Source organism: Mycobacterium sp. SM1 (assembly GCF_018361265.1).
GTDB lineage: Bacteria > Actinomycetota > Actinomycetes > Mycobacteriales > Mycobacteriaceae > Mycobacterium.
Genome location: NZ_JAFLNH010000001.1, coordinates 1,806,545 through 1,823,547, shown reverse-complemented (window position 1 = coordinate 1,823,547; position 17,003 = coordinate 1,806,545). Strand labels below are relative to the sequence as shown.

14 protein-coding genes and 4 pseudogenes are annotated in these 17,003 nt (G+C 64.7%); 15 read left to right on the top strand and 3 right to left on the bottom strand.

Annotated elements, in window-relative coordinates; all coding sequences use genetic code 11:
• Positions 1-84 precede the first annotated feature (84 nt).
• The 3 genes and pseudogenes from MSM1_RS08355 to MSM1_RS08345 form a co-directional block, all read left to right on the top strand.
• Positions 85-531, top strand: a pseudogene (locus MSM1_RS08355) (transposase); the annotation flags it as partial.
• Between the two features lie 372 nt (positions 532-903).
• Positions 904-1,212 (top strand): annotated as a pseudogene (locus MSM1_RS08350) (transposase); the annotation flags it as partial.
• Between the two features lie 515 nt (positions 1,213-1,727).
• Positions 1,728-2,183, top strand: coding sequence for a hypothetical protein (locus MSM1_RS08345; protein WP_213441015.1), 456 nt, complete (start codon positions 1,728-1,730; stop codon positions 2,181-2,183).
• 729 nt (positions 2,184-2,912) lie between these two features.
• Here MSM1_RS08345 and MSM1_RS08340 read toward each other — a convergent pair.
• On the bottom strand, positions 2,913-3,230 hold the full coding sequence (locus MSM1_RS08340) for a hypothetical protein (protein WP_213441014.1): 318 nt from the start codon (positions 3,228-3,230) through the stop codon (positions 2,913-2,915).
• A gap of 1,215 nt (positions 3,231-4,445) precedes the next feature.
• On the opposite strand from MSM1_RS08340, the gene MSM1_RS08335 reads away from it, so the two are divergent.
• The 8 genes and pseudogenes from MSM1_RS08335 to MSM1_RS08300 all read left to right on the top strand — a co-directional run bounded on the left by MSM1_RS08335 (position 4,446) and on the right by MSM1_RS08300 (position 11,502).
• Positions 4,446-5,183, top strand: a complete 738-nt coding sequence (locus MSM1_RS08335) for a DUF5632 domain-containing protein (RefSeq protein ID WP_213441013.1) — start codon at positions 4,446-4,448, stop codon at positions 5,181-5,183.
• Positions 5,184-5,754: 571 nt separating this feature from the next.
• On the top strand, positions 5,755-6,717 hold the full coding sequence (locus MSM1_RS08330; protein ID WP_236054800.1) for a hypothetical protein: 963 nt from the start codon (positions 5,755-5,757) through the stop codon (positions 6,715-6,717).
• Between the two features lie 102 nt (positions 6,718-6,819).
• Positions 6,820-7,091: pseudogene (locus MSM1_RS21675) on the top strand (ATP-binding cassette domain-containing protein); the annotation flags it as partial.
• A 152-nt stretch (positions 7,092-7,243) separates the two neighbouring features.
• Entirely contained in the window at positions 7,244-7,561 is a 318-nt protein-coding gene (locus MSM1_RS08325; RefSeq protein WP_213441012.1) for a DUF2563 family protein, read from the top strand.
• The gene (locus MSM1_RS08320) at positions 7,543-9,846 is read left to right on the top strand and encodes an alpha/beta hydrolase (protein ID WP_307857307.1); all 2,304 of its coding nucleotides are present in this window, start codon (positions 7,543-7,545) and stop codon (positions 9,844-9,846) included. The genes MSM1_RS08325 and MSM1_RS08320 overlap by 19 nt, the downstream gene beginning before the upstream one ends.
• A gap of 681 nt (positions 9,847-10,527) precedes the next feature.
• Entirely contained in the window at positions 10,528-11,028 is a 501-nt protein-coding gene (locus tag MSM1_RS08310; protein WP_213441011.1) for a hypothetical protein, read from the top strand.
• Positions 11,006-11,317: a DUF2563 family protein gene (locus MSM1_RS08305; RefSeq protein WP_374101667.1), complete on the top strand. Its 312-nt coding sequence runs from the start codon at positions 11,006-11,008 to the stop codon at positions 11,315-11,317. The genes MSM1_RS08310 and MSM1_RS08305 overlap by 23 nt, the downstream gene beginning before the upstream one ends.
• Positions 11,314-11,502, top strand: a complete 189-nt coding sequence (locus tag MSM1_RS08300) for a hypothetical protein (protein WP_213441687.1) — start codon at positions 11,314-11,316, stop codon at positions 11,500-11,502. The genes MSM1_RS08305 and MSM1_RS08300 overlap by 4 nt, the downstream gene beginning before the upstream one ends.
• Positions 11,503-11,505: 3 nt before the next feature.
• Here the strand turns inward: MSM1_RS08300 and MSM1_RS08295 are convergent.
• Positions 11,506-11,777: pseudogene (locus tag MSM1_RS08295) on the bottom strand (transposase); the annotation flags it as partial.
• Positions 11,778-12,113: 336 nt separating this feature from the next.
• On the opposite strand from MSM1_RS08295, the gene bluB reads away from it, so the two are divergent.
• Complete coding sequence (gene bluB, locus MSM1_RS08290; RefSeq protein WP_213441010.1) at positions 12,114-12,815, top strand: 5,6-dimethylbenzimidazole synthase; 702 nt, start codon at positions 12,114-12,116, stop codon at positions 12,813-12,815.
• 8 nt (positions 12,816-12,823) lie between these two features.
• Here bluB and MSM1_RS08285 read toward each other — a convergent pair whose 3' ends face one another.
• Positions 12,824-13,042, bottom strand: a complete 219-nt coding sequence (locus MSM1_RS08285) for a hypothetical protein (RefSeq protein WP_213441008.1) — start codon at positions 13,040-13,042, stop codon at positions 12,824-12,826.
• Positions 13,043-13,489: 447 nt separating this feature from the next.
• Between MSM1_RS08285 and MSM1_RS08280 the strand changes: the two genes are divergently transcribed.
• The 3 genes from MSM1_RS08280 (at position 13,490) to MSM1_RS08270 (ending at position 16,936) form a co-directional block, all read left to right on the top strand.
• Entirely contained in the window at positions 13,490-14,887 is a 1,398-nt protein-coding gene (locus MSM1_RS08280) for a sulfatase (protein ID WP_213441007.1), read from the top strand.
• A gap of 61 nt (positions 14,888-14,948) precedes the next feature.
• Positions 14,949-15,746 (top strand): Stf0 family sulfotransferase, encoded by a 798-nt coding sequence (locus MSM1_RS08275; protein ID WP_213441006.1) that lies wholly within the window; start codon positions 14,949-14,951, stop codon positions 15,744-15,746.
• 281 nt (positions 15,747-16,027) lie between these two features.
• Complete coding sequence (locus MSM1_RS08270) at positions 16,028-16,936, top strand: amidohydrolase family protein (protein WP_213441590.1); 909 nt, start codon at positions 16,028-16,030, stop codon at positions 16,934-16,936.
• Positions 16,937-17,003: the final 67 nt, after the last annotated feature.

The window sequence follows — 17,003 nt, the reverse complement described above, 5'->3', positions numbered from 1 at the left end:
CTCCAGTGTCAACACACACGAGCCCCACTAGTGGGACCTCACCTGCGCCGAGCGTGTCGCCCCGGCGAGGGCCGGTTAACGGATAATGTCGCTGATCACCTGCCCGACAAAGAGCAGGCCTGGGTGGACGCCAAGCTGGTCAAGGCGTTCTGCCACCCCGACCCCGACACCGGGCTGGCTAACGCTAAAAGCCTTGCCGCACAACTAGATAAGAACTATCCGAGCGCGGCCGCGTCGCTACGCGAAGGGCTGGAGGAGATGTTCACCGTCGCCCGGCTCGGCATCGACGGCCGCCTGGCCAAGACCCTCACCACCAGCAACCCCGTCGAATCGATGATCTCGATAGCCCGCACCACCAACCGTAACGTCACCCGCTGGCGTGACGGGCAGATGGTGCTGCGCTGGACCGCCGCGGGCATGCTCAACGCCGAACGGTCCTTCCGCCGCATCAAGGGTTACAAGCAGATGCCCGAGCTCGTCGACGCCCTACGCCGACACGCCAACCCCGACAGCGTCGGTGCCGCCGCATAGAGTTCACCGTGGATCGTCACCAAAATTCCACGGGACTCGGGACATGCTCCCGAGCTGCGTGAACTCGCTAGGCAGGGCAATAAGCAGATCGACGACATTCAGGCCTCGAGAGAGCCGCCAGAGACCAAACTCGGATAAATTGTCGGCGTGGTCGCTGACTGTCAACGGCAAGCCAACCAGAGCGCGGCTAAGTATGGCGCCAACATAATCGATGCGATGCAGCGTGTCCTCAACCAGGAAAGCGGCCACTGGGATAAGCGATGTGTAGCACGAAACTGCGGACAAACTACTGGTATGTCCCACAAATAATTAGCGTTTAATTGGTGTAATTTTTGCTATGAGAAAACCCGTGCCCGCACTGACGGTGACCGTTTGATCTGCGACAATTACGCCATCCACAACCACGCCCGGGTGCAGCAGTGGCTCGACAAACACCCCCGCTTTCATCTGCATTTCACGCCGACCTTCTCGTCGTGGCTCAATCAGGTCGAACGTTGGTTTCATGAGTTGACCGACAAAGCGTTGGGGCGCGGGGCCTTCGGGTCGGTAGCCGACCTCATCGCCGCGATTCAGGACTACATCGACGCCGACAACAACGACCCCAGGCCCTACGTGTGGACTGCCACCGCCGAATCGATCCTGGCCAAAGTCGCGCGAGCACGCACGACCCTGAATACTGTCACGCAATTATGGGGACACAGCACTACGACGTTGGGTAAACATCGCGACGTCGAGCTGCTACCCCGCATCCCAGAGCGCAACGGCTGATCATTTGTTGCCAGGCGCTGAGGATGAGCACGACGGCGCATTGATATTGCATTGATATTGATGGTGAGGATGTGCGTGTATGAAATTACCGGTAAGCAGGGTCTCGGATGCGTCGCGCGGCACCAATGGGTTTTGCGCCGTCTGCCCAGGACGCGCTGGGCTGTTTCAGTTGCGTTGTCATCCGACGGGACCGACGATTGCGCCATCCCATGCCACGATAAAGCCGACCATTTCACTGGCGTTACTGGCGCCGACCAGTGCGGGCCGTGCCCGAAGGATGACTACCGTGATTGCCAGAGAGCGATACGATCAAGCCCATGTCGCAGTTGCCTCCCCCGCCGCCTCCGGGGGCGCCCACAGCCTCTCCTCCGTGGCCACCGACAATGCCACCAGCGCCGAGCCGGCCATCGCCGTGGCTGACGCGCATCTTGCTCATCACTGCGCTGGCGGTAATCGGCGGCATCGCGATCGGCGCCTGGTTCCGGCCCCTGCCGAACAACAAATCCCAGTCCACCCAGCCTGCGCCCACCTACACTCAGCAGCAGGTCAGCGACGCCAAAGCAAAAGTGTGTGCTGCCTATCAGAAAGTGCGCCATGCAAACGAGCTGGCCAGGGCTCTATATTTGGGCGACGATCAGGTCGCAAAACAGGTTGTTGCTGAGGGGGGATGGCTAGCGCTCGATGGCGGTAGCAGGTACCTATCGACAACGTTGGCTGAAGAGCCGGCGACACCATCCGATCTTGCGGCGGCGGTTCGCAAGCTCGCCGACCTATACCAAATCCTTGCGATTAATTACATGGCGAGTGTTGCTCATTCCGAGCAAGATCCCGTGCTCCGAGCATCACACGACGTGACAGCCGAACTCGAACGGTTGTGCAAATGAGTGATTTCCCCGAGGGCAAATGGGATCTGCTGCTTGTGGGTCATCAATGGCCGTACGACACAGCGGTGGCGGCTAAGAGGAGGGCAGGATTCCGCTACTCAATTGACGGTGGACCGCGGTCCCGGACGCTTATGCGCACCGAATTGACGTAACTTGTGAGGGTTGCTAAGAGTGGCTGGTTTATGGCGCTGACAGTCTGTCCACGCAAGAAGGGTGACTACCGCGATTGCGAGGGGGCGATACGATCAAACCCATGTCGCAGTTGCCTCCCCCGCCGCCTCCGGGGGCGCCCACAGCCTCTCCTCCGTGGCCACCGACAATGCCACCAGCGCCGAGGCGGCCATCACAGTGGCTGACGCGCATCTTGCACATCACTGCGCTGGCGGTAATAGCCGGCATCGCGATCGGCGCCTGGTTCCGGCCCCTGCCGAACAACAAGGCTTCCACTGCCTCGCCCCCGCCCACTTACACCGACCGGCAAGTCGCTGACGCTAAGGCGAATGTGTGTGGCGCGTACGACAAAGCGCACCATGCGGTGGTCTTGGCCACAACTACGAAATATGGCGATGACCGGGTCGCAAAGCAACTTGTTGCACAGGACGGGTGGATAGCACTCATTAGCGGCAGCAGGTACCTATCGACAACGCTGGCTGACGAGCCAGCAACCCCGCCTGATCTCGCCCAAGCTGTTCATAAACTCGCGAATGTATACCAGTTGCTTGCCGTTGATTACATGGCCGACGTTAACCAGTCCGAAATAGACTTCCCGCTGCGAACGAGCGACGAGGTGACGGCTGCGATTGAACGGTTGTGCAAATGAGCGATTTCCCCGAGGGCAAATGGTCGCTGCTGCTTGTCGGTCATCAATGGCCATACGACACAGCGGTGACGGCCATGGATACCGGCGCGAATAATCGCGGGAGCATCGAAACTGGATACAACGATCTTGCGGACAACTTGTTCGCCGCCCGCACAAGGGTGCTCCCCGGGCAATTGGGCAGAACCGCCGACGATATGCGCGAGAAGCTTCACCAGGGTGAGGACCACGCGCGCGGCGTGGCCGCCAGGAATGGCGGCAAGAAGGACGCCTATCAAACGGCGCGCAACAATGCTGAGTGCCTTCGATCCGAGCTACGTGAACTGGCGGCGCATGGCAATAAGCAGATCGAAGACGTGCAGGCCTCGAAAGAGCCGCCAGAGGCCAAACTCGGCAAAATTGTCGCCGTCATCGCCGACTGTCAACGGCAAGCCAACCAAAGCGCGGCCAAGTATGGCGCCAACATAATAGACGCGATACAGCGTGTCCTCGATGAGGAGGGGGCTGGCCAGTCAGCCTACGAATTCGCCAATGCGCGCGGCCTATATCCACAGCCCGACCAAAAGGCCATCGAGCAGCACGTGCAGGGCATGCTAAACGACTCCGGCGAGGCGGAAGGCGCACCCAGCAGTCTCCAGCGCCAACCTAGCCAAGAACCTATACCGCCTGTCGCCCCCCTGCCCCCAGCACCCGGCGGCTCGATAGGTGCACCTAACGATGCGCGATGCCAGCCAGGACAGGCAAGCGCGCCGCTAGTTGCGCCGCTGCCCACAGCATCGGGTGGCTCGATAGGTGCGCCTAACAATCTCCGAGTACAGCCCGGACAAGCGCCGATCCCACCACCGCCACCAAGGACGTCTCTCCCGGCCCGTGCAGCATCGTTGTCCGCCCCGGCCGCACCATCGCTGCCGGGCGCTCCGTCGCTGCCTAATGCCCCAACGTCGCTGCCCGCGGCTCCGTTGGCGGGGGCCGCGGGCCCGGCGCAGGGTTTGACTCCGGCTAGTTTGGTGCAGAGTTTCGGCCAGGGTCTGCAGGCAGGCTCACCGGTGCCGTTGGGTGCCGATGCGATTCCGCAAGCGCCGATGGCTGCGGTGTCGCCGACCGAGCCGCAGGTGCCGCCCAGCGCGCCAACAACCCCGATGGCGGGACCGGGCGCGGCCGTGCACGCGCCCGTGGTTGACACGCCTGCCCCGATCGAGCATGCAGCTGCCACGCAGTCTTCGTCGCTCTCGCCTTTGGTCGCTGGGCCAGCAGCGCCGACAGGGGTGACACCTCCACCCCCGCCCTCGGGTCCGCTGCCGGCCTACGGTGCCGATCTTCGGCCCCCAGTCTCGGCGGGCTCGACACCGTCGGCGCCGCTGAGTCCACCACCGCCGTCAGGAACTCCGGCCTCGGCACCAACACATCCGGCACCGGGTCAGGCGGGCGTGGGACAACCTGCCCTGGTGCGTCAAGCATCGTCCGTGCCGCCGTCGCAGTCGCCACCGGGCGTCGGCGCGCAGGCTGGAATGGCCACCGCTGGGGGCGGCGTTGCCGGGGCGGTGTCCGCCGACGCGGTGGCCAGGGCGCGCCTGCAGCGGCTGGTTGACGCGGTGGCCCGCCAGCAGCCTTTGTTGGCGTGGGCGGCCGGGGATCGCCCCGATGACACCACCGTGCTGGTGACCGATCTGGCCAGCGGCTGGATCCCGCCCGATATCGATCTGCCCGCCGCGGTGACGCTGCTGGAACCCGCGCGCCGCCGCGGCGATCTGGTGGCGCTGCTGGGCGAGGTCAGCGTCGCCGCGAGCTACACCCCGTTTCATTACTTGCCCGCCGCCGATGACGAGCCGGTGCCAACCTCGCCACGGCCCCGGCGCGCACCGCAAATCGACGAGCTGGGCTGGGAACTCACCCAGGCCACCCGCTGGCGTGACGGGCTGCCCCGCATCGCCCACACCCTGGCCATGGCCGCATCCCGGGGCACCGGGGTGCTCGACTCCGAAGTCGACGAACTGCGCAAACACCTAAGCGAGGTGGCTGCCCGCGTACTTGACGCCTATCCGGATCATCTCGATCAGAATGAGCTTGGCAATTGGCAGCTTTTGGCCGCCATCGACGCGCTGCTTGCTGGCGACAAAAGCGGCGGCAACTACCATCTGGCATGGTTTTTGGCGTGCACCGCCCCCTCGGTAGCCCGGCAATGAGCGACCTGGATTGGCTGCGGCCCGCCGCCGCTTGCCGATGTGCGACCACCCCCGGTGCAACCCGAGGAACGTCCTCGCGGGGAGGTGCCGCGGTGCGGGGCTGCCGCTGGCTACGTCTTGGCCGCCGAGAAGGTCGCGGAGGCTTTTTACGCCGACAACCTCACCGCCTGGCAGCGCCGCCAAGGCATCTGCGTCGCTGAGATCGCGCGCCTACAGGCCCAAGGCGGTATCGGCGAGCGGGCATTCATTAAGCATTTTTACGTCGAGATCCATTGGGCGGCAATGAAAGCCGACCGCTGCGCGGACTGCAACACCACGGCCGTAGACGGCCACAGGCGCATTCATGAGCCGAGCCGCCCGAGGGTCGCTGGCCATGGGGTTGTGAGCATCCCAGCAGGTCGCCTGCCGGGTATCGACCCGATCCGGGCATCACATTTCGCGCACCTGTCAGCGCGATGGGCGAATGCGTGGTTAACTCGATCCAGCCAGCGTCGATGCCGGGTGCCACGTTGGCCACCGGCGTGACCACGACCAAAGCGTAACGCGTAAGGCCTGGTGAAGGAGTGACCCGATGAGCAACGGCGATGAGCTGCTTTTCGAGCTTGAGAAGTGGCTGGCCGCGCATGGGATGAATCTGCCGCCGCCGCCGATCACGCCCGACCCGGTGGTCCCGGTGCGCTCGTTTTTCGACGCGTTGCTGGCGGCGGTGGGCGCCGCCGCCAATAGCGGCGACGCGGCCGACAACGCCGCTGCGCAGGCCGGGCATGCCGAACGCGAGGCCGCGCTTGCCGATGCGATGACGAAATTCCCTGCCAATGAAGAAGAGTCGGCGGCGAAGCTTGCCGGTGTCGGCGATCCGAACCAGATGCTTCAATTGGCCCAGCAGCTGCCGCAGATGGCCACCGGGGTGGCCCAATCGGTCACGGGCGCCCTTGGCGGTTTGATGAATCCGCTCAATCAGATCCCGCAGCAGGTCGCCCAGGTGGGTCAGCAAGCCATGCAAATGGGCATGAGCGCGCTGCAGCAGGGTGCTGGCAGCGGCGCGGGCGCCGCCGGGTCGGTGCCCGGCGAGCTGCTCGGCGCCGCAGGCGGACTCGGTGGCGACGCCGCTGAACTGGCTGGCGCCGCCGGGGGTGCCGGTGGCGCTGCCCTTGAGGGCACCGCACCAGCCTCGATGCTCGGTCCTCCCCCGACTCCTTCAGCGGGAACCGTCCCGATGTCGGCGCCGACCACGCCACCGGTGCCGCCGAGCGCACCGGTGCCCACGGCAGCACCGGGGGCTGCGATGGCCGGGATGCCGGTGGTGCCGCCAGGCGCCCTGCACGGCGCTGGCGGGCCTGGTAGCGACGCCAAGGCCGACACCAAGCGTGTTGTCCCGCCGTTGGTGAAAAACGGCGCCCCCGTCCAGGGCCGCATCACCGCGCCGCCGGTCACACCGGAAGTGACGACCCGACTGCAGGGCAAGCCGATTGCCACCCGCCGCATCCTTGCGCCGGACCCCAAGCCCAGCGAGGAGCCCGACCCCGATCGCTAAGGGGGCGCTGCTCGGCTGCAGCGGCCGCATGCTCCATACGCCTGTCAATCCGGTGACGTGCACCTCGGGCTGGTGCGGGTGCCCCAGGCTTCGACACGGCGCCGGATTGGCCCGGACACCTCGGTCGCCGACCGCCGCAACGTGATCGCGCGCGTCCTGGTCGAGCTGGATCTGACCCTGCACAAAACACCCGCGTCGATAAGCTGTCCGGCGGAAAGCGTAAGCGCACCTCGGGGGTGCTCGTACTGCTGACCCGCTGTCGCTGCTCCTCCTCGACGAGCCGGCATCGGGGCCGGAACCGAATTTTGGACCCCGCCAAGATGACGATGCTGCCCCGGCTTGCCGACGGCGCCCGGGTGGTGATCGTGGTCACCCGTTGATCGGCGTGGCGGTGACCGCCGTCGGCCGTTTCCGGCTGCGGCTGCCGCTGCACACACGGGTGGTCGGGCCGACGTGGGGGCGCTTGCCTGATTTGACAGTTATCGGGGTGGTAGTAGCGTCACCAGCAGCTTGGAGAGGGACTGAGATGTTCGTCGACACCGCGTTGCTGCGCTCCGGGGCTAACGAATCCCACCGCGCGGGTGGGCACGCCCAACACGGCGCCAATCACCTGTCACGGGCACCGCTGTTTGCTGGGATGTTCGGCGACCTCCAAGTCGCGGACACGTTTTATGGAGTGCTCAGCGCTGCGCATGCGCATCATGTGAAATCCCTGCAACGACACCAAGAGATCCTCGATGACGTCGGTGGCAAGGCGAATCACGCGGCCACCGCGTTCACCGTGATGGATGACCACAACGCGAAGACGTTGCGGGAAGTGCCTTGGTGCGGCTTCGGCACATAAGCCTGGACAAGCTGATTTCCGCCGCCGGTGGTGATCCCTGGCAGGCCAACGCCACCCTGCAGCACGGCCGGCCAGCGCAAATCGCCGACTTGGGGCAAGCGTTTCACAACGCCGCGCAATCCATCAAAGAGGCCGACAACGCGTTCGCTGAGGCGCGTCGTCGCTTTCAGGCCTGGAGCCGCGACAACGGGCAGCACCCGCTCACCGAGTCAGCCGAAGTGCAGCTCGCCACCACGCAGCTTGGTGTGCAAGCCGCCCAGCTGCCCAAAATCGCGGTCGACTTGGAAAATATCGGGGCCGCTCTCGCCGAGGCGCAAGGATCCGCCAATGCGCAAATCGCGGCATTGGAGGCCCGGCTGCACGCTCTCGATGACTGGATTGGCCAAGCCGCGGACCTGATCCGCCAAGACGAGAACCTTCTCGCGCACGCCCGCAACGACCACGAGATAGCCGAGCTGAAAGCGGACATCGCTCAGCTTGAGCAATACCAACATGATTGTGACCACGAAGCCATCGACGACACCAAGGCGGCCCTGCGGCAGGTCAACCACATTCGTGACGCCTACGCGGGCGCACTGCAGGCAGCCGAAGCCAACCTGCGCGCCGACGGTTACGACCCGGCGCTTATCCGGGCGATCGACGCGCCGCTGTCCCCGCCGAGACCGAACGATCCGGGCATCCCGATTCCGCCGCCACAAACCAGCGCCGAAGACGTCAACACGTGGTGGGATTCGCTCAGCCAGCAGCAAAAAGACCAGCTGATCGCCCAACACCCCCCAGAGTTGGGCAACCTCAATGGCATTGACGCCGCCGTCCGCGACACGGTCAACCAGGCGGTGATGAACGACGATCTCAACCGGGTTTTGGATGTAGCTAAGGGGCACGGGGTGTCGCCGGACGAGGTGGTGCGCAATCCGGCAACCTACGGGCTCTCGGCCGCGGACATCACCCGGTATCAAAACGCGGTGAGAACGCACGACGGGCTGAAATACCACGAGACACATGGTGTCAAGCCTGGAAACCCGAGGCCCGTCATGCTGTGGGCTTATGACCCGTTGGCCTTTAACGGTCAGGGCAAGGCCGCGATCGCAATCGGTAATCCCGATTGGGCACGAGATACCGTGGTGATTGTGCCCGGTACCGGAAGCAGCGTGGCGCAGGGTTGGCTGGTTGGGCACGATGACGCGATCAACCTCTATGACCAGTCCCTGGCGGCCGATCCCGATCATCGCTACACCTCGGTAATGGCGTGGATGGGATATGACGCACCCGATGGATTCACCGACATCCGGGTCAGCCAGCCATGGCTGGCCCGGGACGGGGGCGATCTGCTGGCCGGGGATGTCAACGGTCTGGCGGTTACCCACAACGGGCTGGCCCCCGAGCACGTCACGGTCATCGGGCACTCCTACGGGGCCACGACCGTCGCCGACGCGTTCGCCCACAGCGGCATGCGCGCCAACGACGCGGTGTTGCTCGGTTGTCCCGGCACCGATCTGGCCCATAGCGCCGCCGATTTCCACCTCGGCGGCGGACACGTCTACGTCGGCTCGGCGTCCAGCGACCCGATCAGCTGGATCGGCAATTCAGACGGCGTGCCGCGCGAGATGCTCAAGGATTATCTCAGGGAACACCACATCTCCCTCCCGGCGGCTGCCGGGTTGGGTTTCGATCCGGCCGGCAGCGGATTCGGCTCGATCCGATTCCACGTCCGCGGTGACCGTCGGGGCCGCTGCTGGTCTGCGCTGCTGGTGCTGGCGGTGTTGGCCTCGCCGCTCGTGATGGGAGGATGTGCGCTAATGTTCCCCAACCGCCACGACATCGACCATCCGGCAAACCCAATGTCGGATCAACAAGCCACGGCCCAGGTCATCGAGCCCGCAAAGCAGATCGCGAAAGACGCCGACCTGCAGGACGTCTCAGGACGTTTCGACTGGGAGTCGTGCAATGACCAAGGCGACCCGCCCTATCGGGGATTAGTGACGATCGGCTTCAAGTGGCCTGTGGACGACGCCAAGGGTTACCCCACCGAGGTCGAGCCCGACGCCTATTTCGAAAAGCTCGCCTCGACAATGGTCGCCCACGGCTGGAGCGACGGGCCCCCACCCGGCTGGCACTCATACGGAAGGGTCATCCACAAAGACGGGGTGGTGGCGGTCGTGACCCAAAACCCGGCCAGTGGGGGGACTATCCGGGTCTCCGGTGAATGCCGCAACATGACCAACCATCGCCGTGACGGCACAATGCTGGGCTTTGAGATCACCGACCAATTACATGACCGTTGATTGCCGGTGGGATCGCGGCGGCCTCCGCGATGCTTGCCCTATCGCCTACCCAGGTGGGCGCTCGCTGATTTTCGCCCAGCCACGACGACAACCACTTGTCAACTGGCTTCGACGAGCAAGCACGGACTGCGCGGGTTGTGCAGACACGTGCGATCCACTTGCTGAACAACACCTTTCGCCACGGATGCAAGGACTGGTTCCCGATCCCTGGACATGCGGCCTTACCTGAGTCGCCTGATAGACTTACTGGTGGCCCGCGCTGCACAATCGCCCGCCGAACATCGAGCCCACGCCGCTATGCTGGCAGCACATCAGGGCGCCGACGCGGACAACGCGAAGATACCGGCCGCCTGGGAAGGCCGGAATCGCACGCTGACGACGGCGATCAACGAAGCGGTCCAGCAAGAGAAGCCCCGTGACGTCCTAGCGACCGTTGGTCGCGATCCTCAATTTTCACCCGGCCTGGTTACGCCAAGGCGCAACTGACTGCGGCCAGGCTCGTCGAGTGGATGGGCGCAGCCCGGTACGGCGAGTTTCCGAGGATTAGCCGCATAGAAGCGCTCGCAACTGACGGCATCGCGCAAGTGGACAAAAGCGGCTAATTTACTGACGTCGATCAGTTGCGGAGCCGCGCGTGCATGGTGACTACCGTGATAGCGCGGCGGCGATACGATCAAGCCCATGTCGCAGTTGCCTTTCCCGCCGCCTGCACAGCCGCCGGCAGCGCCGATAGCGTCTCCTCCGTGGCCGCCGGTAGCGCCACCAGCGCCCAGGCGGCCATCGCCGTGGCTGACACGCATCCTGCTCATCACTGCGCTGGCGGTAATCGGCGCCATCGCGATCGGCGCCTGGTTTCGGCCTCTGCCAAACAACAAGCCCACTCCCGCTTCGCCCGGGCCGACGTTCACCGATCAGCAAGTCAGCAACGCCAAGGCGAGCGCATCTGCTGGCTTCGAGAAAGTTCGGACCAGCATCCCACTGCAAACCAGCGCTGATAGTGGTGGTGAGCCGGTGATGACCCAGGCGGTTGCCGCAAGCGCGCGGCTTGCTCTCCTCGCCGGCGGTTATTACCTCCAGACTCGACTGGACCCTGCTACGCCGCCATCGCTCGCCACGGCGATCCGCAGTTTCTCAAATATCTCGCTGGATCTAGCAGAAAATGCCCTATCTAATGTTCGTTGACACCGGACTGCTGCACGCGGGGGCCACCGCCTCGCAGCGCGCTGGCAAGAACGCCCAGCACGGCGCGAATCACCTTTCGCGCGCACCGCTGCTTGCGGGGATGTTCGGTGACTTCGCCGTCGCCGAGGCGTTCCATGCGGCCATTAGCACCGCGCACGTCCACCACGTCACCACCCTGGTGGCGCATCACAAGGCCCTCGCCGGCATCGGCGAGAAAGCGCATCACGCGGCGGCGAATTTCACCAGGACAGAGGAGCGCAACACGAAGCTGTTGCGGGACGTGATATGAGCTACCGGCACATCGACCAAGACATGCTGGCTGTGGTGGCCGGAGATCCATGGCAGGTCAACGCCACCCTCCAGCATGGCCGGCCCGCACACATCAACGCACTGGCGCAAGCGTTTCATAACGCCGCTAAGTCCACCGCGGATGCCGACGACGCCTTCCTGAGGGGGACCCGTTTGGTGGTCTAGTCGCTATGCGGCTTGGGGTTGGTGGGTCATGGTCCATTGTAGGGCAAACTCGGTTGGGGTCAGTTCGCCGTGGGCGGAGTGGGGTCGGTTGGCGTTGTAGTCGCGGTGCCAGTCTTCGATGATCACGCGGGATTCCAGCAGGGAGTCGAAGCGCCAAGAGAAGAGTTGAGCAGTTCGTCGCGGAGCCGGCCGTTGAACGACTCGATCCAGGCGTTCTGCCACGGCGAAGCGGGGTCGATGAACAGCGAGCCGGTGCCGTTGCATCGGCACCAGTTGACTGTTCGTCGACCAGATCGGCGAGCCGGAATCGGCCAACGATTTCTTGTGGCAGACCGTGTTCCGGCGCCGCAGCGACTCGAGCGCGAAATTGCTCAGGCGGCTAGCCCACGTCGGTTCCCACATGCGGGCCTCAACGACGACGCCACCGACCCACTTCGCAGTGCAACAACCGGGTCGAAACGGCTTGCGGGCCCCGCCCGCACTCATCTCAGCTTCCCAGCGAGTTTCGGCGTCGGGATGCCGTTGCAGAACTGTGCAATAACAAGGGCGACGTCAGATCTCGGGGCACGCCGGTGCCCTGCCGAGCGCGTCGCGGCTCCTACGATGGCCGCATGACCGATCACGCGTTCAGCCCGCAGGAGCGGCAGGCCGTGTATCGGGTGATCTCCGAACGCCGGGACATGCGCCGGTTCATCCCCGGCAGTGCGGTACCCGAGGACGTGCTGGCGCGGTTGCTGCACGCCGCACACGCGGCGCCCAGCGTGGGCCTGATGCAGCCGTGGCGGTTCATCCGCATCACCGATGAGGCGCTGCGCCGGCGGATCCACGCCCTTGTCGACGAGGAGCGCCTGCTCACCGCGCAAGCGCTGGGACCACGGGCCCAGGAATTTCTGGCGCTGAAGGTCGAGGGCATCCTCGAGTGCGCCGAACTGCTGGTGGTCGCGCTGTGCGACGGCCGGGAGGCGTACATTTTCGGCCGTCGCACCTTACCGCAGATGGATCTTGCGTCGGTGTCATGCGCGATCCAGAACTTGTGGCTTGCGGCTCGGTCGGAGGGTCTCGGCATGGGCTGGGTGTCGCTTTTCGATCCGCGGCGCCTAGCAGCTTTGCTGGCGATGCCCGTCGGGGCCGAACCGGTGGCCATCCTGTGTCTGGGCCCGGTGCCCGATTTTCCGGACCGGCCCGCGCTGGAAGTTGATGGCTGGGCTTTTTCCCGGCCGCTCACGGATTTCGTCTCCGAGAACCGATGGGGGCTGAGGCCGCACTCGGCTGCGCTGTCCGGCGCGCCGCCGGATCTGCGGGAACGTCCGTAGTCGCTGCGCTATCCCCGCGATGGGGTGGCGGGCACCGGAACCTCCGCAGGCTGCTGGATCATGGTTTCAACGGACACCCACGCGACCGGCGAAAAGTGCGTCGTGATTTCCGCGCGCGGTTGTTGGGTACGCACGACGGTAAGCACACCGTTATGAGAGCCGATGGTGAAATCGCCTTCCACAGTGATCGAATCCCCGCTGGCGAGGCGGATGACGAACCAGGCCATAGGTGTATCGCTTCCCTCTGGGCTGTCTGGGCTGTTGCGGGGTCAGTGGGGTCGACGCCGTCGTTGTCGTTTCGGCTGGATTCTGCGCGTTGCCCACATGGTGGAAGGCTACGACACGGTTGTCGTCGCGGCTTCTTGCGCACCGGCGTTTTCGCAGCGCCGTCGGGTGGTCAACGTTGGCGATGCCGAGGCCGAGTTTGCCGCTTCCGCCCGGTTACCTGCGCCTTACCGGGCGGCAGCTATCGGTTGATCGCCGCCTTGGAAGGACAACCGGTTGTGGCTGGAAAAAATCACGGCGACCAATAACGACCCGGCTCCTCAACCCCGGCGATCCCCCGCCCGGTATCGTCGCCGGGCCCAAATCCGATCGGCCGGCTCCTCAACCCGGGCGACTCCCCGCCCGGTATCGTCGCCGGTCGTAAACAAGCGAGCGGCCGATAAAGCGAGATGACTGTGACTGACCGGCGAAACGACAACGTCCTGCTCATACACTGGCACGACCTAGGACGCCACCTGGGCGTCTACGGCCACCCGGGCGTCTCAAGCCCGCGGCTGGACCAGTTGGCCACCGAGGGCATGTTGTTCACCAGGGCGCACGCCACCGCACCGCTATGCTCACCGTCACGGGGGTCGCTGTTCACCGGGCGCTACCCGCAGAGCAACGGGCTGATCGGCCTGGCCCATCACGGCTGGGAGTACCACGAAGGCGTCCGAACACTTCCTCAAATTCTCTCCGAATACGGCTGGTACTCAGCGCTTTTCGGTATGCAACATGAGACCTCCTACCCGAAGCGGCTGGGTTTCGACGAATTCGACGTGTCCAATTCGTACTGCGAGTACGTCGTTGACAAGGCTCAGGAATGGTTGCGCGAGGGCACCCCGATACGCTCGGGGCAGAAGTTCCTGTTGACGGCCGGGTTCTTTGAAACACACCGGCCCTACCAACGGGAGCGTTACCAGCCGGCCAACCCTGCCGTGGTCACCCCACCCGATTACCTGCCCGACATTGCCGAGGTGCGCCAGGACCTGGCCGACTTCTACGGAGCCATCGCGACGGCAGACACCGCGGTCGGCCGGTTGCTGGACACGTTGGCCGACACCGGGCTGGACGCCACGACCTGGGTGGTGTTCGTCACCGACCACGGCCCGGCTTTCCCGCGCGCGAAATCCACGCTGTACGACGCCGGAACCGGCATCGCGATGATCATCCGCCCGCCCACCCGGCTCGCAATACCGCCGCGTGTTTATGACGAGTTGTTCAGCGGCGTCGATTTGGTGCCAACGCTGCTGGGCCTGCTCGGCGTCGACGAGCCCCCCGACATCGAGGGCGTGTCTCATGCGGGCAATCTGCTGGGCACCAACGCGACACCGGTGCGTGAGCACGTGTACACCACAAAGACTTATCACGACTCGTTTGATCCCATTCGGGCGATTCGCACAAAGGAATACAGCTACATCGAAAACTATGCTCGCCGGCCGCTGCTGGATTTGCCGTGGGACATCCGTGACAGCCCCTCGGGACAGGCCGTCACGGCCTCGGCCGCGGCGCCGCGTCCCCAACGTGAGCTTTACGACCTGCGGGCGGACCCGGCCGAACTCAATAATTTGCTGATCGGCGACGACGCCGGTCGTGCCGATGCGCTCGCCGACGAGCTCGCCGCCCGATTACACGCCTGGCGCCAGCAGACCGGCGACGTCATCCCGTCAGAATTCGCGGGTACCCGCATCGCGGAGCGCTACACCCAAACGTATCTGCGGATTCATCGCAGAGCACAGGCCGCCCGCTCCGCCATCGCCGCGGAGCGTGGCGTCGAAGAGACGACGAAGCGATCAAGCGATAGTTGAGTTCAGCGTGAGCGTAATTGGTATCGATCCGCGCGTGGCGAAGCATAGTTACGCTCGGCGCGTGACCGCACCGTCATACCTGGTTCTTGCCACCCAGCGCAGCGGCAGCACCCTGCTGGTGGAATCGCTGCGGGCGACGGGATGCGCCGGCGAGCCACAGGAGTTCTTTCAATATCTGCCGAACACCGGCATGGCGCCGCAGCCGCGGGAGTGGTTCGCCGGAGTCGACGACGAGTCGATCTTGGAGCTGCTCGATCCGCTCCAGCCCGGCACCCCGGACACCGCGACACCGGTGGCCTGGCGTGAGCACATCCGCAGCTCCGGTCGCACACCCAACGGGGTCTGGGGGGGCAAACTGATGTGGAACCAGACCCCGCTGTTGCAGCAGCGGGCCGCACAACTGCCGGATCGGTCCGGCACCGGTCTACGAGCCGCGATTCGTGACGTCATTGGCAGCGAACCGGTTTTCGTGCACGTCTACCGGCCGGACGTGGTCTCGCAGGCGGTGTCGTTCTGGCGCGCGGTGCAGACCCAGGTCTGGCGGGGGCAGCCCGACCCCGAGCGGGACTCGCGCGCCGTCTACCACGCCGGCGCCATCGCCCACATCGTCAACATTTTGCGCGAGCAGGAAAACGGCTGGCGCAGGTGGTTCGCCCAAGAGAACATCACCCCCATCGAGGTCGCCTACCCGGTGCTGTGGCGCAACCTCACGGCGATAGTCGCCGGCATTTTGGAGGCGCTGGGCCTGGATCCGCGGCTGGCTCCCCCACCCGTGCTGCAACGCCAGGCCGACCAGCGCTCCGACGAGTGGGTGGACCGCTACCGGGAAGAGGCGCGGCGACTCGGGCTCCCCCAATGACTCCCCGTGTCCCGCGAGAGTGCAAGTAGCCACACGTTTCCCGAGTAGCAGCGTCGCCAGTTGCACTCTCGGCGCCGAGGGTTCTCACGTCACCGGGATAACGAGGACCCCGATGTCGGGATGCCCGTAGTGGTGGTCCTGATCAGCGCCGTCGCAAGCCGGCTGCAGACACGCGGAGCACCGACCGCTTCTTAAGCTAAGCGAGGATGGACAATGACCGGCGCGCACCGACAACCGGCGACCAGGACCAGACGGAAGCGAAGCATATGACAGCGGGCACGGTGGACGAGACCCTAGCGGTACGGCAGGTCTGGTCCGCCCTCGGTCTACCCGGCCTGATCGACGTGCACACCCACTTCATGCCGCAGTCGGTGCTGGACAAGGTGTGGAACTACTTCGACTCGGCCGGTCCGCTGGTGGGACGACGGTGGCCAATTACCTACCGTACCAACGAGCTACGACGTATCCAGATACTCAGGCGGTTCGGCGTGCGCGGATTCACCGCGCTGGTCTATCCACATAAACCGCATATGGCGGTGTGGCTCAACCAGTGGGCAGCTCGATTCGCCCGATCTACGCCGGACTGTTTGCCCACCGCGACGTTTTATCCCGAGCCCGAAGCCCGCGGCTATGTCGAAACCGCGATTCGTGACGGGGTTCGGGTGTTCAAAGCGCACCTCCAAGTGGGTCGCTACGATCCCAACGACCCTCTGCTGGACGGGGTTTGGGGAGCTATCGAAGATGCCCGCCTTCCCGTCGTCATTCACTGCGGATCCGGCCCGGCTCCAGGGAAGTACACCGGACCGGACCCCATCCGTCAACTGCTGCGCCGATACCCACAGCTACGGTTGATCATCGCGCACATGGGAATGCCGGAATACACCGAATTTCTGGATATCTGCGAGAATTCCGCGCAGGTGCGGCTGGACACCACCATGGTGTTCACCTCATTCGTCGAGGAAACCATGCCGTTCCCGCGATCCGATCTGCCGCGGCTGCGCCAGCTGGGCGAGCGTATCTTGTTCGGCAGCGATTTCCCCAACATCCCCTACGGCTATCTGGAGGCGTTGCAGTCGCTCACCCGGCTTGATCTCGGCGACGACTGGCTGCGCGCGGTGTGCTATCACAACGCGGCCAGTTTCCTCTACCCGCCAGACGCCGCCAACAGCCAGACGCCGTCTCGCTCGTAGGCCATGCCGCCGCTGAGGGCGTTCACGCCCGACACCGCTCTACACCGCCCGACATAGATAGCGGCCA

Coding starts and splice junctions, on each gene's coding strand:
- MSM1_RS08330 (WP_236054800.1), top strand. CDS start 5,755: ATGAGCAACGGCGATGAGCTGCTTTTCGAGCTTGAGAAGTGGCTGGCC.
- MSM1_RS08325 (WP_213441012.1), top strand. CDS start 7,244: ATGTTCGTCGACACCGCGTTGCTGCGCTCCGGGGCTAACGAATCCCAC.
- MSM1_RS08310 (WP_213441011.1), top strand. CDS start 10,528: ATGTCGCAGTTGCCTTTCCCGCCGCCTGCACAGCCGCCGGCAGCGCCG.
- MSM1_RS08305 (WP_374101667.1), top strand. CDS start 11,006: ATGCCCTATCTAATGTTCGTTGACACCGGACTGCTGCACGCGGGGGCC.
- MSM1_RS08300 (WP_213441687.1), top strand. CDS start 11,314: ATGAGCTACCGGCACATCGACCAAGACATGCTGGCTGTGGTGGCCGGA.
- bluB (WP_213441010.1), top strand. CDS start 12,114: ATGACCGATCACGCGTTCAGCCCGCAGGAGCGGCAGGCCGTGTATCGG.
- MSM1_RS08285 (WP_213441008.1), bottom strand. CDS start 13,042: ATGGCCTGGTTCGTCATCCGCCTCGCCAGCGGGGATTCGATCACTGTG.
- MSM1_RS08280 (WP_213441007.1), top strand. CDS start 13,490: ATGACTGTGACTGACCGGCGAAACGACAACGTCCTGCTCATACACTGG.